The 25,044-nt window shown below is 33.1% G+C and carries 21 protein-coding genes; 15 read left to right on the top strand and 6 right to left on the bottom strand.

Going from position 1 to position 25,044, the window contains the following annotated elements; all coding sequences use genetic code 11:
• The first annotated feature begins 23 nt into the window (after window positions 1-23).
• The 6 genes from DFQ06_RS01260 (at window position 24) to DFQ06_RS01285 (ending at window position 5,418) form a co-directional block, all read left to right on the top strand.
• Window positions 24-1,259 carry a DUF6638 family protein gene (locus tag DFQ06_RS01260; protein WP_133965578.1) on the top strand — a complete coding sequence of 412 codons (1,236 nt, stop codon included), beginning with the start codon at window positions 24-26 and terminating at the stop codon, window positions 1,257-1,259.
• A gap of 83 nt (window positions 1,260-1,342) precedes the next feature.
• Window positions 1,343-1,858: a hypothetical protein gene (locus DFQ06_RS01265; RefSeq protein ID WP_042494713.1), complete on the top strand. Its 516-nt coding sequence runs from the start codon at window positions 1,343-1,345 to the stop codon at window positions 1,856-1,858.
• 50 nt (window positions 1,859-1,908) lie between these two features.
• Window positions 1,909-2,322, top strand: a complete 414-nt coding sequence (locus tag DFQ06_RS01270) for a hypothetical protein (protein ID WP_074936388.1) — start codon at window positions 1,909-1,911, stop codon at window positions 2,320-2,322.
• 57 nt (window positions 2,323-2,379) lie between these two features.
• Window positions 2,380-4,095, top strand: coding sequence for a hypothetical protein (locus DFQ06_RS01275; RefSeq protein ID WP_042503791.1), 1,716 nt, complete (start codon window positions 2,380-2,382; stop codon window positions 4,093-4,095).
• Window positions 4,096-4,194: 99 nt separating this feature from the next.
• Window positions 4,195-4,689: a hypothetical protein gene (locus tag DFQ06_RS01280; RefSeq protein ID WP_133965580.1), complete on the top strand. Its 495-nt coding sequence runs from the start codon at window positions 4,195-4,197 to the stop codon at window positions 4,687-4,689.
• A 300-nt stretch (window positions 4,690-4,989) separates the two neighbouring features.
• A complete protein-coding gene (locus DFQ06_RS01285) occupies window positions 4,990-5,418 on the top strand; it encodes an FKBP-type peptidyl-prolyl cis-trans isomerase (RefSeq protein WP_074936382.1) in 429 nt (142 codons plus the stop codon).
• A gap of 289 nt (window positions 5,419-5,707) precedes the next feature.
• Here the strand turns inward: DFQ06_RS01285 and DFQ06_RS01290 are convergent, their stop codons facing one another.
• From DFQ06_RS01290 to DFQ06_RS19330, 4 genes are all read right to left on the bottom strand, one after another.
• Window positions 5,708-6,901, bottom strand: a complete 1,194-nt coding sequence (locus DFQ06_RS01290) for a sensor histidine kinase (protein WP_133965582.1) — start codon at window positions 6,899-6,901, stop codon at window positions 5,708-5,710.
• A 167-nt stretch (window positions 6,902-7,068) separates the two neighbouring features.
• The gene (locus tag DFQ06_RS01295; protein WP_133965584.1) at window positions 7,069-7,854 is read right to left on the bottom strand and encodes a TIGR02757 family protein; all 786 of its coding nucleotides are present in this window, start codon (window positions 7,852-7,854) and stop codon (window positions 7,069-7,071) included.
• Between the two features lie 268 nt (window positions 7,855-8,122).
• Window positions 8,123-11,245: a LamG-like jellyroll fold domain-containing protein gene (locus tag DFQ06_RS01300; protein WP_133965586.1), complete on the bottom strand. Its 3,123-nt coding sequence runs from the start codon at window positions 11,243-11,245 to the stop codon at window positions 8,123-8,125.
• A 232-nt stretch (window positions 11,246-11,477) separates the two neighbouring features.
• On the bottom strand, window positions 11,478-12,554 hold the full coding sequence (locus DFQ06_RS19330; protein WP_042494717.1) for a helix-turn-helix transcriptional regulator: 1,077 nt from the start codon (window positions 12,552-12,554) through the stop codon (window positions 11,478-11,480).
• 137 nt (window positions 12,555-12,691) lie between these two features.
• On the opposite strand from DFQ06_RS19330, the gene DFQ06_RS01310 reads away from it, so the two are divergent.
• Window positions 12,692-13,858, top strand: coding sequence for an MFS transporter (locus DFQ06_RS01310; protein ID WP_133965588.1), 1,167 nt, complete (start codon window positions 12,692-12,694; stop codon window positions 13,856-13,858).
• On the opposite strand, the gene DFQ06_RS01315 is transcribed toward DFQ06_RS01310, so the two are convergent.
• On the bottom strand, window positions 13,855-14,517 hold the full coding sequence (locus tag DFQ06_RS01315; protein WP_133965590.1) for an ABC transporter ATP-binding protein: 663 nt from the start codon (window positions 14,515-14,517) through the stop codon (window positions 13,855-13,857). The two genes, DFQ06_RS01310 and DFQ06_RS01315, sit on opposite strands and share 4 nt — an antisense overlap.
• Before the next feature lie 121 nt (window positions 14,518-14,638).
• On the opposite strand from DFQ06_RS01315, the gene folE reads away from it, so the two are divergent.
• The 5 genes from folE (at window position 14,639) to DFQ06_RS01340 (ending at window position 19,090) form a co-directional block, all read left to right on the top strand.
• Window positions 14,639-15,226 carry a GTP cyclohydrolase I FolE gene (gene folE, locus DFQ06_RS01320; RefSeq protein WP_042494719.1) on the top strand — a complete coding sequence of 196 codons (588 nt, stop codon included), beginning with the start codon at window positions 14,639-14,641 and terminating at the stop codon, window positions 15,224-15,226.
• 56 nt (window positions 15,227-15,282) lie between these two features.
• Window positions 15,283-15,561 carry a hypothetical protein gene (locus tag DFQ06_RS01325; protein WP_042494720.1) on the top strand — a complete coding sequence of 93 codons (279 nt, stop codon included), beginning with the start codon at window positions 15,283-15,285 and terminating at the stop codon, window positions 15,559-15,561.
• A gap of 199 nt (window positions 15,562-15,760) precedes the next feature.
• On the top strand, window positions 15,761-17,161 hold the full coding sequence (lpdA, locus tag DFQ06_RS01330; protein WP_074936367.1) for a dihydrolipoyl dehydrogenase: 1,401 nt from the start codon (window positions 15,761-15,763) through the stop codon (window positions 17,159-17,161).
• 335 nt (window positions 17,162-17,496) lie between these two features.
• Window positions 17,497-18,081: an RNA polymerase sigma factor gene (locus tag DFQ06_RS01335; RefSeq protein WP_042494722.1), complete on the top strand. Its 585-nt coding sequence runs from the start codon at window positions 17,497-17,499 to the stop codon at window positions 18,079-18,081.
• Window positions 18,082-18,274: 193 nt separating this feature from the next.
• Window positions 18,275-19,090 carry a mechanosensitive ion channel family protein gene (locus tag DFQ06_RS01340; protein ID WP_074936365.1) on the top strand — a complete coding sequence of 272 codons (816 nt, stop codon included), beginning with the start codon at window positions 18,275-18,277 and terminating at the stop codon, window positions 19,088-19,090.
• 161 nt (window positions 19,091-19,251) lie between these two features.
• On the opposite strand, the gene DFQ06_RS01345 is transcribed toward DFQ06_RS01340, so the two are convergent.
• Window positions 19,252-20,673 carry an L-serine ammonia-lyase gene (locus tag DFQ06_RS01345; protein WP_133965592.1) on the bottom strand — a complete coding sequence of 474 codons (1,422 nt, stop codon included), beginning with the start codon at window positions 20,671-20,673 and terminating at the stop codon, window positions 19,252-19,254.
• A 420-nt stretch (window positions 20,674-21,093) separates the two neighbouring features.
• On the opposite strand from DFQ06_RS01345, the gene dnaK reads away from it, so the two are divergent.
• The 3 genes from dnaK to DFQ06_RS01360 all read left to right on the top strand — a co-directional run bounded on the left by dnaK (window position 21,094) and on the right by DFQ06_RS01360 (window position 25,041).
• A complete protein-coding gene (gene dnaK / locus DFQ06_RS01350; RefSeq protein WP_133965594.1) occupies window positions 21,094-22,992 on the top strand; it encodes a molecular chaperone DnaK in 1,899 nt (632 codons plus the stop codon).
• A gap of 165 nt (window positions 22,993-23,157) precedes the next feature.
• The gene (locus DFQ06_RS01355; RefSeq protein WP_159140049.1) at window positions 23,158-23,667 is read left to right on the top strand and encodes a lipocalin family protein; all 510 of its coding nucleotides are present in this window, start codon (window positions 23,158-23,160) and stop codon (window positions 23,665-23,667) included.
• A 144-nt stretch (window positions 23,668-23,811) separates the two neighbouring features.
• Complete coding sequence (locus DFQ06_RS01360; protein ID WP_133965598.1) at window positions 23,812-25,041, top strand: class I SAM-dependent rRNA methyltransferase; 1,230 nt, start codon at window positions 23,812-23,814, stop codon at window positions 25,039-25,041.
• Window positions 25,042-25,044 lie beyond the last annotated feature (3 nt).

Below are 25,044 nucleotides of genomic sequence, written 5' to 3' on the forward strand. Positions count from 1 at the left end.
CTCAAAGTATTAAAGAAATAAACATGCAAAAATTACTAGAAGCGAATTTATACCGAAGCGAACTCATTTCAGTGAGCGGGAAACTCGTCGAGCGTTACAACAAATGTTTGGTAAAGCTTGGTTTTTCGGAAACAAAATTAAAGTCTTTTCAAATTGATGGTATCGGTTGGAGTCCACAAGTAGCAGAAGAAAAGGGTGAAATAAATTACCTGAATAACGGAGAGGCTAATCCGCATGGTATTATAATTTCGCCTTTACAAAAAGGAAAACCGGTGTATTTACCGTTTCATACGTTCGATAGAGAACTCATGAAATTTGTATTTAAAATTCATGGTGATAAAATTAAAGATATCACAAGAGATTGTGCTATTTGTTTAGATTTCGATCAAGGTATTGATGCGTTTTACGAGCCTTTAGATGTTTTAAAGTACAAAACGGTAAACATCCATTTTCATTTAATTAACGATTTGCTTAACGTTCAAAAACAGCAACGCGAACTGGTTAAAACTTTCAATAGGGATCAGAATTTTATAGACGAAAATATTCAGGCTGCTTTATTACAATCCGCAAAGAAGCATGGCGATTTACGCGAACGCGATTTAGATTTACACGAACTTGAATATTCCACAAGTTCGTTTTATACGCGTGCTTTTGGAGGTGTTTATGTATTGCGAGATTTTATTACGCCTATTGTTGTTTTTGAAGATGAAACTTGGCATAAGGAAGCTATAAAAGATACTAATTACGATGTTTTAATATTCCATATTTCGCAACCCGAACTTATGGCTAAGCTTCGTGATCACGTTATTATAGAATGCAATTTAGACGAGGTTGTAAAGGACAAACGTTACGAACGTGTAAAAAAATATGAGATGGCCACGTATTTAAAAGATACGCAACACCCTATAAAAGATATTTTAAACGATCCGATTTTATATAAAAGTTATTTAAATAAACTCGACATTAAAGCTCGTAAAAAAGTAATGAGTGTAGAGCGTTATTTAGAAAAGCTGGAAACGAGTAATCAATATAAAATTTCCGATATTGTAGATTCTAAAATGTACGAAGCACTGCACCAACCGCATTCGTCTTTATCTGCCAAACATCAAGATTTAATTTGGATGCTATTGGTAAATATTTCGCCCAAAGATGTATTGTTTATGTATTGGTTCGATAAAGAAGCATTTTACAGTAGTTTTGAAACTTGGGATGAATCCTTAAAAGATTGGGCTATAGAAACTATTAGTAACAATATTTAAAACAAATAGACTAACACTATAAAATAAGCTTGTTCTTTTTCCGCGAAAGCGATATAAAATAGCATAAAAACAAACAAAACATCATGACATTAGAACTTATAATCTTTATTGCAGCTGTCCTTTTCGGAATTTTTATTTACTGGAGAGAATCTAGAAATAATGGACTTTATCGTTTTTTTAATAAGGTTATAAACTCGAAAGCTCTACAAATGAAACCTGAGGATAAAACAGGTTTTGTGTACAAGCAGTCGTTTTTACTGCGCTTGGTTTTTGTTGGTTTTCTATTTTTAATTGGTATTGTAGTTGTCCGTTTTTTAATTCCGATAGATGTAGCCACAATTTCTATATTTGCTTCTATGATAGTAGGTACCATAATTGGGACGTATTTGGCTAATTTTATTTTTAAATCTAGTGAAGTTATTGAAGAGCAAACGGATTCGCTTGAAGATATTATGCAAGACACTATTGAAAAAGGAAAGGATTTTATTGAAGATTTAACGAGTAAAGATGATCTCGAAATAGAAACTGTAAAACGAGAGCAGCCAAAAGTTGAAGAAAAAAGTGCACGTGAGAGATTGAAAGATAAAGGGCTTTTGTAATATTTTTTGTTTTGAAAAACGAAACTTATATTATTTAAATAAAAGGAATTGTGATTAACGAGAAAGATACATTACTTAGAGAAATTCAACGTCTAACATTGCTCTTAAAAACATTAATTAGTAAAGTTGTAGACATTGAACCTAACGACATTGATGTTGCTGTTGAGGAAACTGATACGGTTTTAAAAAGTACTTTTGATTTATCTTTAAATGCTATTTCTATAATGCCTAATGATGATTTTAAAAGCGTAATTAAAGATCTAAATGAAGAACACGTTGAAAGATTAACAGAGCTTATTTTTGAAGTTTTGAAAAAGGCAAAGCAAATGGATAAAACAACTGGTTTTAACACCATAGAATTGATTAAAAAAAATATACTTTTGATTAACTTTTTAGATGAAAACTCCGATACGTTTTCAATGGAAAGAATGGCAATGAAAAACGTATTGCAGCAAGGTTTATAATGGTTTCGCGCTAAGTGTAAACCAAAACAAAAAGAATAAAAATTTTACAATATAGAAATGATTAAAAATTATTGGAATAAAGGAAAAAAGCAAAAAACAGTAACCGTAATTGGTTTTTTAGTTTTACTTATTTTATTATTTGTTTTACGAGACGATTACCAACCGGCTTTACTATTTGTTAGAAAATACATTTTTGTTATTCTGCTTAGTGCTGTGGTTTTATTTTTTGGTTTGCGCAAGTTTAGAAACTCGGTAAGTACAGGTGGTAGATTAGGTATGCTGGTTGTTTTAATAATATTTTTCGGAATATTATATGTGGTTGGATGGCAGTTTAAAATGTACGAATACATGAAAACTTACAACGTTTACAATAACTTAAACCGCATTGAAATTAACGAGTTGCCGCTAACACAAAACGAGCGTATACAACCTATGCGCAACGTGTATTCTATGGCGAATGAAAGTGTGGGTGAAACTAAAGATGTTTCATTACCACATTTGGTTCGTGTTGGAACCGAAAATAAATGGACTATGGCCATACAACCCACTGAGAAATACAGATGGCAAGGTATGACGGATAATACGGAAGAGGTGTTCGCTGTGTCTAGTACAACGCCATTTCCTCGTTTTTCTAGTGAAAATCGTATTCCTGTAACATTTTCTATTGGCGAGTCTTTAAAATTTAGCCGTAACACTTACAATGCCGTAGTGCAACGTTTTAATATTTTCCAATTATTTACCATGGAACCTAGTGATACCTACTACATGAAAAATGATGCTGGTAAATGGGTAGAAGTAGTGAGTTTAATAAAATGGAAAGGTTTTTTGTTTCCTTACCCAACTTATGGAGGTGTTATGGTTATAGATAGTGGAGAGCACGATTTTAACGATTACATTGAGCGTATTTTAATTGGGAAAGGAACTTATATTAGTGCCGAGGAGATGAAAAATCATCCTTACTTAATTGGCCAAAATACCTTAGCCGAAAAGGTATCACGTTTACAGGCCGAATCTTTAAAATTCTTGGGTGGTTTTAGCGATCCGTTACCATGGAATATGGAAACAGCTGTTAAGATCCCGAATTTAGCCGATGATCAAAATAAACAACCCTTTGTAACCGATTTTGATTTCTCTGATACTAATACAAACGCTTACAGCGGCCTTTATCATTGGTTTGGTTTAGAGCCTGTAGGGAATGAACGTACCAGTTTATCGTATAGTGTTTTTGTGCCTGCAGATGGTAGTAATGCTTTTTATTATTACGATCATGCATCTAAAAAACAAGGTTATGCCGGAGTTTCTGCTATGCCTTTAAAGGTTATTGAGTCGCGTAAGGAATTCGATTGGTCGGTAAATAAACCTGTTGAGTTTCGTCCTTATATCAAAGATATCGCAGGACGCCGTAGAATGTTTTTCTTAGGTACTATATCGGCAATTCGCGAAGATTCTAATAATTTTGATGGCTCTGCAACTCCAGATTTGGCATTAGTAGATAGTGAATATCGCGATGTTGTTTGGATTGATGTAAAACACCCGAGTCAATGGGATAAAACAGTTTACGATCAGTTAAACGAAGCTTGGAGATCTAGTGAAGGTATTGGCAAGTACTTTCTAGAAGAAACTAAGCAAATTGACGCCGTACCGCAACCAATAGATTCTATAAAACCGATGTCTAACGATGAGTTGCTAAAACAACTTCAAGAAGAAAAAAAGGTATTGGAAATTGAAAAATTAAAGAAAGAAATAGATTCGCTAAAAGCGGCTTCTAAATAGAACTTTAAAACCTTTCAGATTACTTATTCTGGAAGGTTTTTTTTGATTATAACTGTAACATTTTATTCTAAATATCTACTTATATATTAAAGATATATTATGGGAGGATACATGGGTTTAGGCTTACAGCAGTGGATTTATTCCAGAGATCCGCAAAAAAAGATGTTCAAAAAACAACCTTTGAAATCTTTTACGGCGTTACCCAAATATTCACGAACATTTAAGTTACAGGTTAATAGAAAAGAGAACAAAAAACTAAAAGGATTGATAACAGTTCTTTTTGTTTTTTGCACTTTACTGCTGTCCGTTTTTACAATTAAACATTTTATAGATTATTCCGATAAGCATACACAAGCTGTTATCAATATCACAAAGAAAAAAGATTTAGAAACTTTTTCTTTTCTTGTAAATTCGGGTGAAAATCGGTTGTTAAATAATCATCCTCTTGGTGCGTATTCTGAGTTTAAATTGGCTTATAAAGTAAATCCAGAAAGCGAAAGGTTAAATCAATTATTAATTGAAACATTAAGCATACTTTGTGTTGATAATAATGAGTTTTGTAAAGAATTAGACCATACTTTGGAATTTCAATAAAGATTGAAAGTGCATTTTTAATGATTTTTTTAAATCATAACTGACACATTTACTGATTATTTAATTTTTAATCACCATTATTTCTAAAATTATTTAAAAACCATCGAGTATTGCTACCAAAGGGCTGCAAGCTGTTTTTTTTGAATAATAATTTAACAAATCATGAGTTTTTTAATATTCATTCTCACTTTTTGGCTTTTGGCTTGGTTTTGGTGGCTACAGGCCTAGAAAGTTTAAACTAAAATATTTGCTGCGTAAGAATTATGTAAAGAATATTTTTAAAAAATTAAGTATTATAGTATGAGTCAAGTAAAAGAGAATAACACGGTAAAAGTAAATTACACAGGTAAATTAACAGACGGACAAGTTTTTGATAGTTCAGTAGGGAAAGAGCCGATAGAGTTTACTTTAGGACAAGGACAACTAATTCCTGGTTTTGAAAAAGGGTTAATCGATATGAAACTGAATGAGAAAAAAACCATTACAATTGCTAAAGAAGAGGCATATGGGGAAATTAACCCGAATTTAATTCAAGAGGTTCAAAAATCAGAACTTCCTCAGGAAATGGCTCCAGAAGTAGGTATGGGCTTAGTGTCTAAATCTCCAGATGGACAAGAATTTAATTTAGTTGTTGTAGAAGTTAAAGACGAATCTATTGTTGTAGATGGAAATCATCCTTTAGCTGGTAAAGATCTTGTTTTCGATCTTGAAGTTTTAGAGATTAAATAAATACAAACATTTATTTTATAAAAGCCCGGCTATGTTTACTTAAAAACGTTAAGTAAACATGGCCGGGTTTTACTTTTGTAGAAAACTTTAATTTGGGCGTTACCTGAAAAGGGTCGGGCTTTACGTTACAAATCCTCGCAAGCCCAATTCCATTGGTCTTACTGTGGGTTTTTCACTGCAATCCCTAACGCAGTTAGTTGCGAGCTACATTTTACGTAATAAAGTCTTTTTTGTATCTGTAGCGCTTCTTTTTTTTCTTAAAATAAATGTATCAGATTTACGATTAGCTTTATTTTGCGATACTAAAAGTAAAGATGCTTCCTATATTTAACTCAGATTTTAGAGTAATGGTACCTCCTAATTTTTCAACTAAATTCTTCACAGTAAACAAACCAATACCAGTTCCTTTTTTACCTTTAACATCGACTTGGTTGTTATTGTTAAACAGTTTAAAAACTTGGTCTTGTTGTGCTTCAGCAATGCCATTACCATTATCTTTAACTGTAAAAGTATAATTATTTTTGTTTTCAGAAAACCCTAAAATAACTTCAGGATTTGGTTTATTGTTATACTTTAAAGCATTGTCCACCAAATTAATTAATACCTGTGTTACAGCAGCTTTTACTATAAAAACACTATCCGTGTAATTACTGAATTTTAGTTGTTTATCATTTAATAAATGAATGCGTTGTACTTCTTCAAAAACAGAATTTAATGTTGCGTATTCTTTATCAGCATTCAGTAACTCGTTCGCCTTATAATGAATAAGTATACCATCTATATAGTCTTTCAATGACTCAGCAGATTCTTCAATAAAACTGATATATTCAATAGACTCTTCAGAAAACGTATTGGCTTCATCTTCTTTTAAAAAAGTAGTTAACGACATGATGTTAGCCAAAGGCGATTTTAAATCATGAGATACATGGCTTGCAAATCTTCCAAGTTCATTATTTCTGTCCGTTAATTCTTGTTTAGACTCTGCAAGTAATCTATTATTTAATCTTAAATCGAATAGATTTAAAACTTGCTTGGCAATAGTAATTAATGCCTTTTTTTGTATTTCTGTTAGTTTCCTAGGTACATGGTCGTATATACATAAAGTACCTAACGCAAGGCCTTCTTTAGTAATTAACGGTACACCGGCATAAAAAATAGCATTTACGCCAGCGACTAGCGGGTTGTCTTTAAAGCGTATATCTTCTCGAGCATCTTCAACAATAAAAATATCATCTTGCAATATCGCATGCCCGCAAAAAGAAATATTTCGAGGAGATTCTTGGATGTCGATACCATGATGTGATTTTAAAAAATTACGATCAGAGTCGAGTAATGTAATTAGCGATATAGGAACTTCGCAAATAGTAGCCACTAAACTCGTTATGTTATCGAAATCACTTTCAGGGAGTGTATCTAGTAGTTTATATCTATTAATTTGCGCAAGGCGTTCTCTTTCATTTTTAGGGAAATCTGGTGCTATCATTTTAAGGGAATCTTTAGGGGCTTAAAGTATTTTCGAAACACGAAAATACTTAGAATTTAGTATTATTAATGCTAAAAAAATAATAAAACAGTTAAAATAGAAGGTAAAAGTATTGTGTTATTATTAAATTCTTAAACCGTTCAATTATTTATATAAAAAAATAGAAGCTAAAATCCTTCAAAAACGCCTAAACCAAAAAGTGCAAAATCGTATTTTACGGGGTCGGTTTTATCTAGTTTTCTTAAGTTGGTATCTAATTCCAAAAGTGCTTTGGCATCATTTTGTTTTCTATCTAACAGGCCAAGTTTACGTGCAACATTTCCGGAATGTACATCTAAAGGGCAAGATAGTAGGGCAGGCGATAGGCTTTTCCAAATACCGAAATCTACACCAGTGTTATCGTTTCTTACCATCCAGCGTAAAAACATGTTAATACGTTTGGCAGCCGATTTTCTTAACGGATCGCTTACATGTTTTTCAGTTCGTTTTAAATGATCAATTTCAAAAAAAGTACGTTTAAACTCAGAAATAGAAGTCTGTAAAAAAGCATTATCGGCATGTTTTGCAAAAACAGCTTCCAAACCATTATGGTTTTTGTAGATATGCTGTAGCGATTTTATAAATTGAACACAATCGTCACCATTAAAAGTGCGATGTACAAAAGGAAGTAGTTTTGCTAGATCACCTTCTGTATGGTTTATAATAAAATCGTAAGGAGAATGGTCTAGAAGTGTCATTAACTTATTAGCGTTATTAATAATGCTTTTTCGGTTTCCCCAAGCAATAGTTGCGGTTAAAAACCCCGCGATTTCAATATCTTCCTTTTTAGAGAATTGATGAGGAATTTGAATTGGATCACTATCAATAAATTTGGGACTATTAAATTCGTAAACCTTAGCATCTAAAAATTCTTTAAGTTCTTGTTGGTTTAACCTTTTTGATTGCTCTTTCATAATAAAGCAAAAATACTATAAAAACGAGTTGTTTTATAATTTATAGGGCTTGATAGTATAGGTTTATGTTTTATAAAGGACGTTAAGGTTACAAATAATTTTTTGTGCTTATGGCTGTGGTTTTACTTCAAGATTGTATTAACTTAAAAAAAAGAAACGGCTGTACATAAAAATACAGCCGTTCTAGTAAAGGAAACATTCTTAGTTTATATAACTAGCAAATAAAGTAATTGCTCAAAACTATAGAGTTGGTTTTCTGTAAACTTTATTATTGCTTAATAACTTTTTTTATTGTGGTACCTTCGGTTGTAATTATTTTAAACATATATACTCCAGAAGGATACTTCGTAATATCGATGCTGTTTGTAATACTTTCTAGAGTTTCGTTATTGATAATTTTACCTGTAAGATCTAATACTTGTAATTTTGCAGTGGTTAAATTATCAACATCAATGGTAATAGTGTTAGTTGCAGGGTTTGGGTATATTTTTAATTTATTGCTAATATCAAAATTATTAGAGCTAAGCGTCGATTCTACGGTTACTACAATTTCTGTTTTTTCACTTTCGCAACCGTTGTCATTTGTGCTGGAAACCCAGTACGAGGTAGAACCTGCTGTTGTGGTACCTGGAGTAGGTGCTGTTGTTGTTCCTGTTCCATTAGTTTCAGTAGTATACCATAATAAAGCCGTACCATTTGAGCCTGTTGTAGCTGTTAATGGTGACGCAGTATCACCTTGGTTATAAGTCACTGGTGTAGTAACTGTCGCTTCAGAAGGTATTATTGAACCTGTTGTTACTGGAGAACTAGCTAACCAATTTGAAGTTGTGCCTGTTAAATCAAAATTTGTTAATGTTCCATTATTTGTACCTGTTACATCTATAGCTGTAGTCTCTGAAGTATTCGTTGATGAGTCGGCACCTTGATTAAAATTATAGTAGGCTACTAATCCTGTTTCAGTACCTTGTAATTCACAATTTTTACTTCCGTTAATTTGTTCTGCTGTTCTGGCAATATTCCAAATACGAACTTCGTCTAATGATGCATCTAATCCTCTATTTGTATCTTGAGGATCTCTCCCTATGTTTACATTAAAATTAGAGTTACCAATATTACCCATTGCAATATTAGTTGAAGCAATCTCAATACCATCAATGTAAATTTTTGATGTCGTACCATTATACACCCCTGCAATATGAAACCAAGTATCTAGAGTAATTGTATTATCTGGAGTAGTTAATTCATGCCACCCAGAATTTGCTACAACAAAATTAACGGCACCATTACCACCAGCTCTTAGCATATAACCACTAGAAGTTGGTGCTGCTTTATTAATAATATTACCTAACCAATGTTCTGAACCAAAAGTATTGAATTTCACATAGGCCTCTAAGGTAATTGTGTTTCCAGTAATTTGTAAGCTTGGGTCGTTACCGCAATCTACATAGTCATTCAAACTACCAAAATTAAGATGTGTTGCAGGTAGTACTACTGTAACTACAATTTCTGTTCTTTCACTTTCACATCCATTTGCATTAACGCTAGAAACCCAGTAAGAGGTAGAACCAACTGTTGTAGTATCTGGTGTAGGAGCTGTTGTTGTTCCTGTACCTCCCGTTTCAGTAGTGTACCAAAATAAATCTGTACCATTTGTACCTGTTGTAGCTGTTAACGGTGATGCAGTATCACCTTGCTTATATGTTACTGGTGTAGTAACTGTAGCCTCAGAAGGTATTATTGAACCTGTAGTTACTGGAGAGTTAGCTAACCAGTTTGAAGTTGTGCTTGTTAAATCAAAATTTGTTAATGTTCCATTGTTTGCACCTGTTGCATCTATAGCTGTAGTCTCCGAAGTGTTAGTTGCTGAATTGGCACCTTGATTAAAATTATAGTAGGCTATTAAACCTGTTTCAGTACCTTGTAATTCGCAATTTTTACTTCCGTTAATTTGTTCTGCTGTTCGTGCAACATTCCAAATGCGAAGATCCTCTAAATTTCCATTAAAAAAATCACGACTATTTCTTTTCCCTATTTGAAGAATTCCATTTCCATTATATGTTGCTACTCCTGTATCCTCCCCAACCAAAATACCGTCTTGATATACTTGTCTTGTACTATTAATTACGTCGTAAACACAAGACCAGTGGTGCCAAGCATTATCAGAAACATAATTAGTAGCTGGTATATTTATATCATTGTACCAAAAAGCAAATGTAAAATCATTGGTGTCTCTAAACCCAATATGTAATAGACCGTTATTCACCTCATATCCTTGGGTTAATACCATACTATTCACATCACTTGAAGCACGTTTAGCATAAAATTCAACTGTAAATGATGAGTTAGCTATATTTATTCCTGAAGGCACTTCAACATAATCATTAACACCATCAAAATTTAAATGTGTTGCAGGTAATGCGACTGTAACTACAATTTCTGCTCTTTCACTTTCACAACCATTTGCATTAACGCTAGAAACATAGTAAGTAGTATTTCCAAGCGTTGTAGTTGAAGGTGTTGGCGCATTTACTGATCCAGTTCCTCCCGTTGCATCTGTATACCATAATAAACTTATACCATTTGTACCTGGTGTTGCAGTTAATGCTGTTGCTGTGTCATCTTGTGCATATGCTATTGGTGAAACAACATCTGGTGGAGATGAAAGTGAGGTTATTGGTGAACCAGCCAACCAATTTGAAGATGTTCCAGTTAAAGCAAAATTCGTTAACGTTCCATTATTACCATTTCCCGTTATATCAGTTAAATTAGTTACATTAGTATTTTCGCCTGCATCAATACCTTTATTAAATTGGTAATAGGCTACTAAACCCGGTTCATTACATTGTATTTCGCTACTTTTTGCATTATTAATTTCTGTAGCAGTTCTGATTACATTCCAAATACGTAATTCATCTATAGAACCACTAAAGTGTGAATTATTAAAACCTCCAACAATTAATGAGCCCATTGGAACTGTGTATACACCGAATGAACCTGAATTATCTAAAACACCATCAATATATAAGTTACCTTGACCATTTGTGTTTATTGAGCTTGTAGAAAATGCTACATGATGCCAAGTATTATCGTCAACATTTTGATTAGATGTAAGAATAAAACCTCCGTAGCCATGTCGACCTGTTGTATAAGTTAGCTTTCCATTAGTTACTGCTAAATAACTACTGTCATAACCAGAAATACTAAATAAAACTATTCCGTCAGTATCTGTTTTTATCCAAGCTTCAATTGTAAAATCGGTAACAGAGCTATATGTGTTTGTTAGTGATACTGAATCATCTACACCATCAAAATTTAAATAGTCTGCCTGACTTTGTGCTTTAACATAATTGATACTTAAAAAGAGTAGAATAAAAAAATAAAATTTTTTCATAAGATTTGGTTTAAATTATTTTTAAGGGTTGTTAAAGCCGCAAAGTTATAGGCTCAATTATTTTTTGAGTAGCCCATTCGGACAAAACGATAGCCCATTAAGATATTTAAACGGATTTAAATAGCGCTTTGTCGGTAGTTTTGATTTTTTTTAAATAGTCGAATTCACTCTTCTGTGCCTCTTAAAATAAGAGGTAGTTAGTCTTTGAGAAGTTTTAAGATTAAATGATTTTTTATTCCAATTTACTAACTGAACGCAATTCTGAAGGGAGTTTTCCGTGCTTTTTCTTGAAAGTAGCGCTAAATTTACTAGAACTATCATAACCCACTTCCTTAGCTATATGCTTAATTTGCATAGTTGTATTAAGGACGAGCTGCATAGCTAGTTCCATTTTTTTATCAATATTATATTGAAGTATTGATGTTCCGTAAACCGACTTGAAATCCGCTTTTAGTTTAGAAGAAGACATATTGAATGCTTTGGCAAGTGCATCAATTCCTATAAAAGGTTTGGATAATTTTGTTGAAATCATCGATTCGCACTTTGCGATAGCTTTGTAATCTACAGAGCTTTTTTCTTGGTAATTATCAGTTCTAGTATCTGCAAAAACATTTTTAAAAAATGTAGTTATTATACTTAATGTTTGTGCTTTTAATATTGTAGAGTTAAAAGCATCATTATTAAATGTTTTGAAGGTTTGCAGTATATCATGCGACAATTCTTCGGCATTAGGGACAATATCTTGATAAGAAATAAACCCTTTGCTTGAATCTAAAAATTTTTTAAATGGAATTTTACGGTCCAATATGTCTAGTGGAACGTGTTTTTCTAACCAGCTAGGACTTATGTAATAGATGTAAAACTGGCATTTTGATCCTTTATAAAAACAAGCACCTACATCGGTTCCTGGTTTTTTAAAACTCCAGAATTTGTTTTGAAAAGGGACTTTGTCTATAAATACATTTTGAAGTTTAACCTCGCTTTCAAATACAGTAAAAGTTATTGAATAGTGATCGCTAGGAATTCCATTGGCGTAATTAGATTTAATAACGGTATCATACTTAAACTTTAAATTAGTGATAGTGAGCCATAAACCCTCTTCAATTTGTCTATAATGCATTTCTCCATTAATAAATGGATTGTTTCTGTAAACTACCTGCTCTTCAGCAGCATGCTTACTTCCCGGTGTTTTTATAGTTGACTCTATGAATAATTCGGGTGTGTTTGCTAAATAAGGAAATTCAAAAAAACCATCTTTATAGAACCTGAAATTAGGCTTGATAAGTTGATACCATTTCGATAAGTTCATATTTTTATCTAATTACTATTTAATTTTAAGTTAATAGGGATATGCTTTATAAAATTAGCAAAAATATTGTAATAAGTTGACTTTTCATCCGTCTTACTAACCAATTAAAAACTAAATTCGTTTTCTTATTTATTTTAATGAAGCCAGCCAAGTATATTTTACCAGTTATTGTTTTTTCTCAATTTTGTTGCACCTCATTGTGGTTTGCTACAAATGGAGTTATTGAAGATTTAGTAACTAACTTTAATTTAAATAGTTTGGCTTTAGGGCATCTTTCATCAGCTGTGCAATTTGGTTTTATTATCGGCACCTTTTTATTTGCACTTTTAACCATTACTGATCGCTTTGCACCTTCAAAAGTATTTTTTATAAGTGCTGTTCTGGCGGCTGTTTTTAATGTTTTAATTGTTTTAGAAAATCATAATCTTTGGAGTTTAGTAATGCTTCGGTTTTTTACAGGTTTTTTTCTAGCTGGTATTTATCCCGTAGGAATGAAAATTGCTGCCGATTATTACAATAAAGGCCTCGGGAAATCTTTAGGTTTTTTGGTTGGCGCCTTAGTTTTAGGAACTGCTTTCCCTCACGTTTTAAAAGGCTTTGGAAGCGGTTTTTTATGGCAAGACATCATTTATACAACAACTGCTTTGGCTGTGCTAGGAGGTGGTGTTATGTTTGCTTTTGTACCAAATGGACCTTATAGGAAATCGGCAGCTAAATTTGATGTTTCGGTGCTATTTAACGTGTTTAAAGTGCGCGAGTTTAGAAAGGCGGCATTTGGATATTTTGGCCACATGTGGGAACTGTATACCTTTTGGGCTTTTGTTCCCGTACTTTTAAGTGCTTATGTGGAGTATCATCGAAGCGTAACGTTTAACATTCCATTACTAAGTTTTATAATTATAGCTTCTGGAGGAATTGCTTGTGTAATTTCGGGCTATTTATCTCAAATGTTTGGAATCAAAAAGATAGGAGCCATGGCATTAACACTTTCTGGTATTTGCTGTTTAGTATCTCCGTTATTTTTTAGTTTAGAATCGGAAATTAGCTTTATAATATTTTTGGTGTTTTGGGGTATGGTTGTCGTGGCCGACTCTCCATTATTTTCAACCTTAGTCGCGCAAAATGTTAATGCAGAACATAAAGGCACGGCATTGACTATTGTTAACTCTATTGGGTTTGCTGTAACCATTGTAAGTATTCAATTGGCTAGCAGTTTAATAGATGTTATGGCTGTAAAATATTTGTTTTTGTTTATTGCTATTGGCCCCGTTTTAGGTCTTGTTGGACTTTTAAAGAAAGCTTAACTTACAATATTACCATCTACCATTGTTAATTTTCTATCGGCAAGATTAGCTAACTCTTCATTATGCGTTACAATCACGAAGGTTTGCCCGAATTGATCTCGTAATTTAAAGAATAAACTATGTAAATTCTCAGCAGATTCACTATCTAAATTCCCCGAAGGTTCATCTGCAAAAATTAAAGCAGGACTATTAATAAGGGCTCTTGCGACAGCAACACGTTGTTGTTCCCCTCCAGATAATTCATTTGGCTTGTGGTTATAACGATATGATAAGCCAAGGAAATCTAACAACTCCTTAGCGCGTTTTTCGGCATCTTTTTTATTAGTTCCTTTAATAAAAGCAGGTAAACAAACGTTTTCTATGGCTGTAAATTCAGGTAGTAATTGATGAAACTGAAAAATAAAGCCAATATGCTCGTTTCTAAATTTAGCTAAAGCCTTATCATTAAGTTCGCCAATATTGATGTTGTTTATAATTAATTCAAAATCGGCAACAGGTGATGCCTTATCTAAGGTTCCTAAAATTTGTAAAAGAGTTGTTTTACCCGCACCCGAAGCTCCTACAATAGATACTACTTCGCTAGGTTTAATATGTATGTCAACGCCTTTTAAAACTTGTAAATCGTCGTAGAATTTCTGAATGTTTTTTGCTTTAATCATCTCAATAAAATATAGGCGTGAAATTACTACTTTAAGTTATACCGTACAATTTTGAATCAATTTTATTGTATAGTCCATTTTTAGACTTATATTTATTTTCGAAATTAAATTATAGTACAAGATGCCTTACAGAAAGCTAGAAGAATACAACATGCAGGTTACCGATGATGTTAAAAATAGATATCGAAACATCATTGAAGATTTAGGTGAAGATACCGAGCGGGAAGGCTTAGTAAAAACTCCAGAACGGGCAGCAAAAGCTATGCAGTTTTTAACACAAGGTTACGATCAAGATCCTGTAGAAATATTAAAAGGCGCTATGTTTAAGGAGTCTTATAATGAAATGGTTATTGTAAAAGATATCGAGTTGTATTCACTTTGCGAGCATCATATTTTACCTTTTTTTGGAAAAGCACATATTGCTTATATTCCAAACGGACACATTGTTGGCTTAAGTAAATTACCGAGAATTGTAGATGTTTTTGCCAGACGATTACAAGTGCAAGAGCGTTTAACAGAACAAATTTTAGACTGTATAAACGATACTTTAAAGCCTCAAGGTGTAGCTGTAGTAATAGAAGCGTCGCATATGTGTATGATGATGCGTGGTGTGCAAAAACAAAACTCTATAACTACAACATCTGGATTTAGAGGTCAATTTGAGAAAATTGAAACTAGAAACGAATTCTTAAAATTAATAGGGAAGTAGGCAAAAAATAATTTTGGTATGTTTCTTGTTTATCCAAAAGTATAAATTACTATTACATGAACAAATACAAAAAATTAGCAATTAGTATTGCCTTTGATGCCTTAGGCTATGTCTCTTTCGTAATCCCAGGTTTTGGAGAATTTACCGATGTGGTATGGGCTCCTGTTTCAGCTTGGTTAATGACGAAGCTTTACAAAGGTAAACCAGGTAAAATTGCAGCCGTTATTTCTTTCTTAGAAGAAGCAGCGCCAGGTCTAGATGTTATACCAACATTCACGCTTATGTGGCTTTACACTTATGTCTACAAAGCAAAAGAAACAATTATTGAGGTTTAGAGAGATATTTCTAAATTGGTTAACCAATTCTGTGAATAATATAGCATTTAGCCCTTTTTATAAGTGAATTTTAAATAATTAGGCTAAAGAAATAGAAGAATTATAATTCTATTTGATATGTTATTTTTTTTATTGACTTCCCATAAAACATTCGTATTTTTGATTTTCAAATTACAATGATAAATTTCAAAAAGATATTATGAATTCATACGATGTAGCCGTTATTGGCTCAGGTCCAGGAGGCTATGTAGCAGCAATTCGCTGTGCACAATTAGGAATGAAAACTGCAATTATTGAAAAATATAGTACCCTTGGAGGTACATGTTTAAATGTAGGTTGTATCCCGAGTAAGGCGCTTTTAGATTCTTCGCACCATTATGATGATGCTGTAAAACATTTTGAAGAGCACGGTATTGAAATTCCTGGTGAAATTAAAGTGAATTTAGAAAAAATGATAAGCCGCAAACAAGCTGTTGTAGATCAAACAACAGGCGGAATTGATTTTTTAATGAAGAAGAATAACATTGATGTTTATCAAGGTTTAGGAAGTTTTAAAGATGCTACGCATATCACAATTGCTGGTGAAGAAACTATCGAGATTGAAGCAAAAAATACCATTATTGCTACCGGAAGTAAACCATCTACATTACCATTTATCACTTTAGATAAAGAACGTGTAATTACATCTACAGAAGCTTTAAAATTAAAAGAAATTCCGAAACACCTAATCGTTATTGGTGGAGGAGTTATTGGTTTAGAATTAGGACAAGTTTACAAACGTCTTGGTGCAGAAGTAACTGTGGTAGAATATATGGACCGTATTATTCCGACAATGGATGCTGGTTTATCTAAAGAATTAAATAAAGTTTTAAAGAAACAAAAATTCAAAATTAACGCATCTCACAAAGTAAAATCTGTGGAACGTGTTGGCGATGAAGTTATCGTTAAAGCAGATAATAAAAAAGGAGAAGAAGTAGAGTTTAGAGGTGATTATTGTTTAGTATCTGTTGGACGTCATGCTTATACAGATGGTTTAAATGCCGAAGCTGCTGGTGTAAAATTAACAGATCGTGGTTTAGTAGATGTAAATGAGCATTTACAAACTAGTGCATCTAATATTTATGCTATTGGAGATGTTATTAAAGGTGCGATGTTAGCTCACAAAGCTGAAGAAGAAGGTGTTTTTGTAGCAGAAACTATTGCAGGGCAAAAACCACATATAGATTATAACTTAATTCCAGGTGTTGTTTACACATGGCCAGAGGTTGCTACTGTTGGTAAAACAGAAGAGCAATTAAAAGAAGCTGGCGTGGCATATAAAACAGGTCAATTTCCAATGCGTGCTTTAGGTAGAAGTAGAGCGAGTATGGATCTAGATGGTTTTGTAAAAGTTTTAGCCGATAAAACTACAGATGAAATTTTAGGAGTGCATATGGTTGGCGCTCGTGCTGCCGATATGATTGCTGAAGCTGTTGTTGCTATGGAGTATCGCGCTTCCGCGGAAGATGTATCTCGCATGTCTCACGCGCACCCAACATTTACAGAAGCTATCAAAGAAGCAGCCTTAGCTGCAACTGAAGATAGAGCATTACATATATAAATTTCAGTATTTAATTTAATATTGAATTATTGCTAACATTTTGAAGGCTGTCTAATTTCGATTAGCAGCCTTTTTTTTTATTTCTTATAAAAAAGAAGAAATAGAAAGTGTTATTTTCTTAAAATTGTGTTAAATTTACATTAAACAGTTAGAGCTTATTCCTTCAAAGATGAATTCCAAAAAACATTTATTTTTATTTTAAACTATAATCGTCTTCATTTTAGGTGATTACAGTCTTGTTTCGTGTTTTTAAAAAGAAATATGAAAAAGATTGTGACCTTTTAAATGTATGAGTGTCTTAACAATTGTAACCATTAAACTAGCGTAAGCTAAATTTGAAAACCCTACCAAAAATTAATAAAAAATCCGACGAGGATTTGATCAAAGGCATCGTTCAAAGCAACGATACGCTGCTTTTTGAAGTTCTATACGATAGGTATGCCACCTTAGTATATAACAAGTGTATGGGGTTTGCTAAAGATGAAGATGAAGCAAAAGATTTAACACAAGATGTATTTTTAAAGTTATTTGTTAAATTAGCAAGTTTTAAAGGAAATTCTAAATTTTCAACTTGGTTATATGCCTTCACTTATAATCATTGTGTAAATTATGTAACCCGTAATACAGCAAAAAAAATAGAAAAACAATCAGTAGATTATGCTGATGCAGAAAATGTAGAAAGCCTCTATGAAGAAGAGGAAGATGATAGTAGCTTTCTAAGTATGAAAGTTGATAAATTAAAAATAGCATTAGAGTTGATTTCTCCGGAGGAAAAAATGATTTTGCTTTTAAAATATCAAGACTCCTTAACTATAAAAGAAATTGAAGATGTTCTTGGAATAGGAGAAAGTGCAGTAAAAATGCGAATTAAACGAGCTAAGGATAAATTAGTGACCGTTTATAATAATAACCTTGGATAATGGAAAACCCGTTTTTAGACATAAATAAGCCATTAAAGGAAGTTCCACAAGAACTGAAGGCTAAGGTTATGAGCGATATTGCCATGGCCAAGTTAATAATGGAAATAGCCGAATTGTTTTCGTACAATTTATCCAGCGTGATAGAGCTTACCATGAGAAGTAGAAAATAAGTAACCAAAATACTCTAAATAAAATGAACCTTGTCGACAGCTTAAAAGCATCATTAAGTACAATTTGGGAAAGTATAGTAAGTGTATTACCTACTATCGCAGGAGCGATAATTGGTATAATCATTGGAATATTAATTATTAAACTAGTAGTTAATATTATAAGGAAGTCATTAAAATTTGTGAAGGCTGATAAGCTGGATGATAAATTAAATGAAATTGACTTATTTGGTGATAAGAAGATACAATTTAATGTTATTGATATTGTAGCGAAATTTGTTAAATGGATGCTTTACATTATTTTAATAATGATTGTTACAGATCTATTGAATTTAACAATGATCTCTGATGGTATTAAAAGTGTTATTGGTTATTTACCAAGATTAATTACGGCTCTAGCCATATTTGTTATTGGTTTATTGTTTGCGAATTTTGTTAAAAAATCTTTGCAATCGTTCTTTGAGTCTATGGAATTGTCTGGCGGTAAAATGATAAGTCAGTCAATATTTATGTTACTGCTTATATTTATTTCTATTACAGCTTTAAACCAAGCTGGTGTAGATACTGAAATAATTACAAGTAACATTACCATGATTTTGGCAGCCTTTTTATTAGCATTTGCTTTGGCTGTTGGATTAGGAGCGCAAAAAGTAGTAGGCGATTTGTTTAGAACGTTCTACACAAGAAAAATATACGAAGTTGGACAAATTATTGAGTTCAACGATATAAAAGGAGAAATAGAGTCTATTGATGGTATATCGGTAACATTAAAAACAACAACAGGAAAAATTGTAATTCCTATTAAAGATATAGTGGAAAGTCAAGTAAGAGTGCAAGATTAACTTTAAGTTAGGGTTAAAATTTGGTTGGTTACTATTTTGTATTACGAACCACTTTCTACTGGTCTCTTCTCATTAATTTGGGAAGAGACCTTTTTTTGATTAAAACTTAAGTGAAATTAAAAAGATGTCTTTTAGAAGAAAAAGAAGTAATTAAAAAGTGATTAACAATCAGACATATTAACTCCAACTGCTAAGCCACCTTCACTAGTTTCTTTATATTTAGAGTTCATGTCTTTTGCAGTTTCCCACATGGTGTTAACCACCTTGTCTAAAGGTACCTTTACGTTGTTAGGGTCTGTATCTAGAGCTAGTTCTGCAGCATTTATAGCTTTTATGGCTCCCATGGCATTACGTTCTATACAGGGTATTTGTACCAAACCTCCAATAGGATCGCAGGTTAAACCTAAATGATGTTCCATAGCAATTTCGGCAGCTACTAAAACTTGTTCTGGTGAGCCACCAAGTAATTCTGTTAATGCTCCAGCAGCCATTGCAGATGATACTCCAATTTCAGCCTGACAACCGCCCATGGCAGCCGATATTGTGGCTCCTTTTTTAAAGATACTGCCAATTTCTCCAGCAACTAATAAGAATTTTTTAATATCCTCAAAGTTACCATCGTGATTTTCTATTACTAAATAATACATTAATACAGACGGAATTACACCAGCACTACCATTTGTAGGAGCTGTAACTACACGACCTAATGCCGCATTAACTTCGTTTACAGCTAATGCAAAACAGCTTACCCATTTTAATATTTGTCTAAATTTAACTTCGGTATTTCTAATGGAGTAAATCCATTCTACAGGATTTGAGTATGGAGATGATCCTTGTAAGCGTTTATGCATATCAAATGCTCTACGGCGCACGTTTAAACCTCCAGGCAAATGCCCTTCGGTATGGCAGCCGGTATACATACATTCTAGCATGGTATCCCAAATGCGTTTTAACTCATAATCTATTTCTTCTTCTGTACGAATAGATTTTTCGTTTTCTAAAACAACTTCAGAAATGGGTTTATTTAAATCTTTGCAGAATTTTAATAATTCTGTTCCTTTATCAATAGGATAGGGAAAAGAACATTTTATTTCAAAATTCTTTTTAGCATTTTTACGTTCTTCTTTTACAACAAATCCGCCACCAATAGAGTAGAAGGTCGATTTCGCTTTTTTGCTATTTATTATAGCACTAAATGTGATGCCATTGGAATGAAATGGTAAAAACTTTTTATTGAAAACAATATTTGTTTCTGGTGTAAAATCTAATATTTTCTCGTTGTTAAAATGTATTTTTTGAGTTGCTTTTATATCTGCAATAGTGGTTTCTATAGTTTCTATAGGCAATGTTTCTGGATCGGCACCGGTTAAACCAAGCATTACAGCATAGTCTGTAGCATGGCCTTTTCCAGTTAGGGATAATGATCCATATAGATCGACCTGAATAGTTTCAACCTTACTAAAAGTGCTGTTCGCTTTTAATTCGCTAATCCAGCGCTCGGCGGCACGCCAAGGCCCTAAGGTATGAGAACTTGATGGGCCAATGCCTATTTTTAGCATGTCGAAAACAGAGATACATTCCATAGTTACGAAAACGTTGTATTTGGAGACAAATATATATAATGTTTTAAGAGAAGGTTTAAATAATGTGTCAATTTTTTATAAACAAAATGTAAAACCATTGCAAATTGAAATTTATTGGATTGGCTTACTAAAGTTGGCAGATATATGCGCAAGGGGTGGAACGGTTTGTTTGAGCTCCCGACCTAAGGAGGAGCGAGTAGTGAGAGCCCGATCCTTTTGGGATGCGCCCAAATATTTAAATTGACAGTAGGTGAATGACAGGTGACCGGCGTTTTGCTGCATATAACTAGGTCTGTAAAGTGATACGGCACCTGAAAATTAAAAATATGACACTGTGTCAGTTATTTTTGGTTGGCATAATGATTGACTTATACAACTCGAAATTAAAAATGAATTTTCAACACAATAAAAAAATATATTATGAGTAAAATTATTGGAATCGATTTAGGAACAACCAACTCTTGCGTTTCTGTGATGGAAGGTAACGAGCCAGTAGTTATTCCTAATGCAGAAGGAAAAAGAACAACGCCATCGGTAATCGCTTTTGTAGAAGGCGGTGAAATTAAAGTTGGTGATCCTGCAAAACGTCAGGCTGTAACTAACCCAACAAAAACGGTTTATTCTATTAAACGTTTTATGGGTAACAAATATTCTGAGTCTAAAAACGAAGCGGAACGTGTTCCTTACAAAGTAGTAAAAGGAGATAACGATACGCCTAGAGTTGATATTGATGGTCGTTTATATACACCACAAGAATTATCGGCTATGATTCTTCAAAAAATGAAGAAAACGGCAGAAGATTATTTAGGAACTGATGTTACTGAAGCGGTAATTACTGTACCTGCTTACTTTAACGATAGTCAACGTCAAGCAACTAAAGAAGCTGGTGAAATCGCTGGTTTAAAAGTTAGACGTATTATTAACGAACCAACCGCAGCTGCTTTAGCTTACGGTATGGACAAAAAAGGAACTGACCAAAAAATAGTAGTATTTGATTTTGGTGGAGGAACGCATGATGTATCTATCCTTGAATTAGGTGATGGTGTATTTGAAGTACTTTCTACAGATGGTGATACGCACTTAGGTGGTGATGATGTTGATGAGAAAATCATTGGTTGGTTAGCAGATGAATTTCAGGCTGAAGAAAACATGGATTTAAGAAAAGATCCAATGTCTTTACAACGTTTAAAAGAAGCTGCTGAAAAAGCTAAGATTGAGTTATCATCTTCTGCACAAACAGAAGTTAACTTACCTTATATTACAGCTACAGCGAGTGGACCAAAACACTTGGTACGTACGTTAACACGTTCTAAATTTGAGCAATTAATTGACGACTTAGTAAAACGTACTATTGAGCCATGTCAAACAGCTTTAAAAGCAGCAGGTTTATCTAAATCTGATATTGACGAGGTTATTTTAGTAGGTGGTTCTACACGTATTCCTGCAGTACAAGCAGCAGTTGAGAAATTCTTCGGAAAAGCACCAAGTAAAGGTGTAAACCCTGATGAAGTTGTTTCTTTAGGAGCTGGTATCCAAGGTGGTGTATTATCTGGAGATGTTAAAGATGTATTACTTTTAGATGTAACACCTTTATCTTTAGGTATTGAAACTATGGGTAATGTATTTACTAAATTAATTGAAGCAAATACTACAATACCAACTAAAAAATCGCAAGTATTTTCAACAGCGGCAGATAACCAGCCATCTGTAGAGATACATGTATTACAAGGTGAAAGAGCTATGGCTGCCGATAATAATACTATTGGACGTTTTCACTTAGATGATATTCCACCAGCACGTCGTGGTACACCGCAAATTGAGGTTACTTTCGATATCGATGCTAATGGTATCATTAAAGTATCGGCTACGGATAAAGGAACAAATAAAACACAAGATATTCGTATTGAAGCATCTTCTGGTTTAACTGAAGAAGAAATCCAAAAGATGAAAGCTGACGCTGAAGCAAATGCTGAAGCTGATAAAGCTGCAGCTGAAAATGCTCAGAAATTAAACGAAGCTGATTCTATGATTTTTCAAACAGAAAAACAATTAGAAGAGTTTGGTGATAAATTATCGGAAGATAAAAAACAACCAATCGTTGATGGTTTAGAAGAATTGAAAAAAGCTTACGAAACTAAAGATGTTGCTGTTATTACACCAGCTTTAGATAAAATAAACGAAGCTTGGAAAGTAGCAAGTGAAGAAATGTACAAAGCACAAGCCGATGCAGGTGGAGCACAACCAGGACCAGATACTGGAGCAGACGCTCAAGCTGAAGGAAGTGATGTTGAAGATGTAGATTTCGAAGAAGTAAAATAAGCAGAAATTATATTTTGCTAAATCGAAATGAGTGAATATTGTATTCTGAATTTATTTAGAATTTTTATAAAACATTTCGTAAAAATTAAAAACGTAACCATTAGTTTGGTTGCGTTTTTTTTGTTTCTTAATATTGTCGAATTATTTAATATACAAAAACAGACTATGAAAAAATTAAGTGTTTTATTTATTGCGTTTACAATGGTTTTATTGTCATGCTCAAATGATGATACAGCGTCTACTTCTGCAGAATTAACAGGAGCGTGGAATGGCCAAGCCATTAGCTACAACGGAACTATAATTACAGAAGTTTTAGGAGAATCTATAGAGTCTACTTATGTAGCGCAAGGTTATGATATCGATTTTACCATGACCTTTACAGAAATGCCTAATAACGTTGTTGGAGAAGGTAATTATAGTTTAGAATTAGTTTCAACTACGCTAGGGCAGAGTCAAACACAAAATTTTGAAGATCTTTCATTTGAAAATAATAGTACTTGGACTAGAGATGGTAACCAATTATTGCTAACAGATGGTACGGAAACTGTTGCTTACCAAATTACAGAGTTAACAGAAAATAAGCTAGTTCTTACAGCAGATAGCCTAGAAGCTATACCAAATGCAAGTGCAAGCGGTATCACAGAAATTAAAATAGAAATTATTCTAACAAGATAGAACTATAATACTTTTATTTTAAGCGCGATCATTAATTTGGTTGCGCTTTTTTTATTTTCAATTAATAAGAAGTATTTTATTTTCACTTGCATATTTTACTTTTTATCCAAAAGAAAACGAGTACTTTTACAGTAAATTTTAAGCATGCTATTTTCTTCAAAAATAAAATCTAATTATAATCCAAAAAGATTAGCCGTGAAACTAAACGCTAAAGGCGAACAGTTTGTGGTTCAGGGGCATCCATGGGTGTTCTCAGATAATATTATCAAAGTAAATGATAATGCGAAATCGGGAGATTTAGCTATTATTTTTGGTAAAAACAAAAACCGAGTTGTGGGTTTAGGTTTGTATGATGCTAATTCGCCAATTCGAATTAAAATGCTACACAGTAGTACAGAAAAAGCAGAAATTAATGCCGCTTTTTTTAAGCATAAGATTAGTAAAGCTTTTAGTAAACGTCAATCGTTATTAAAAACAAATACAAACAGTTACCGTTTGTTGTTTGGCGAAAATGATGGTTTCCCTGGCTTAATTGCCGATGTTTATGCATCTGTTTTGGTCGTGAAAATATATTCTGAAATTTGGTTACCTTATATAGAAACTATTATTCCGGATTTGCAAGAAATCTCAGATTGTAAAACAGTTGTTATTAGGCTAAGTCGAAGTTTAGAAAATTCTAAAAAACATAAACTAGAAAATGGTGATGTGGTTTTTGGAACTTTAAAAGATGAAGTTGTTAAGTTTGTTGAGCACGACGTAAACTTTTCTGCTAACGTTATTAAAGGACACAAAACAGGTTATTTCTTAGACCATCGTGCCAATAGAAAACAAGTAGGCGAGTTGAGTAGAGGTAAAACGGTACTAGATGTTTTTTCTTATGCCGGTGGGTTTTCAGTACATGCACTTTCTAACGGCGCCAAAGAAGTTACTAGTTTAGACATAAGTAAACAAGCGTTAGAAATAGCCCTCGAAAATGGTAAGCTAAACAAATTTAAAGGGAAACACCACACTATAGCTGGCGATGCTTTTTTAGAATTGAAAAAATTAATAAAAGATAAGGTTACTTTTGATGTGGTTGTTATAGATCCGCCAAGTTTTGCAAAACAGGCTTCGGAAATAGAACTAGCCAAAAAGAAATATGCGCAATTAGCGGAATTAGGTGAAAAACTTACAGCCAAAAATGGTATGCTTGTTTTAGCGTCTTGTTCTTCTCGTGTTCTTGCTCAAGAATTTTATGATATTAATAGTGACGTGGTAGCCTCTATAAAACGTAATTATAAAATCCTTTTAAAAACTCAGCATGATACAGATCATCCTGTAGGATTTCCAGAGGGAGCTTATTTAAAAACGGTTTATTATCGATTTATAGATTAGGTG

It is taken from the genome of Algibacter lectus, from assembly GCF_004368925.1.
Taxonomy (GTDB): domain Bacteria; phylum Bacteroidota; class Bacteroidia; order Flavobacteriales; family Flavobacteriaceae; genus Algibacter; species Algibacter lectus.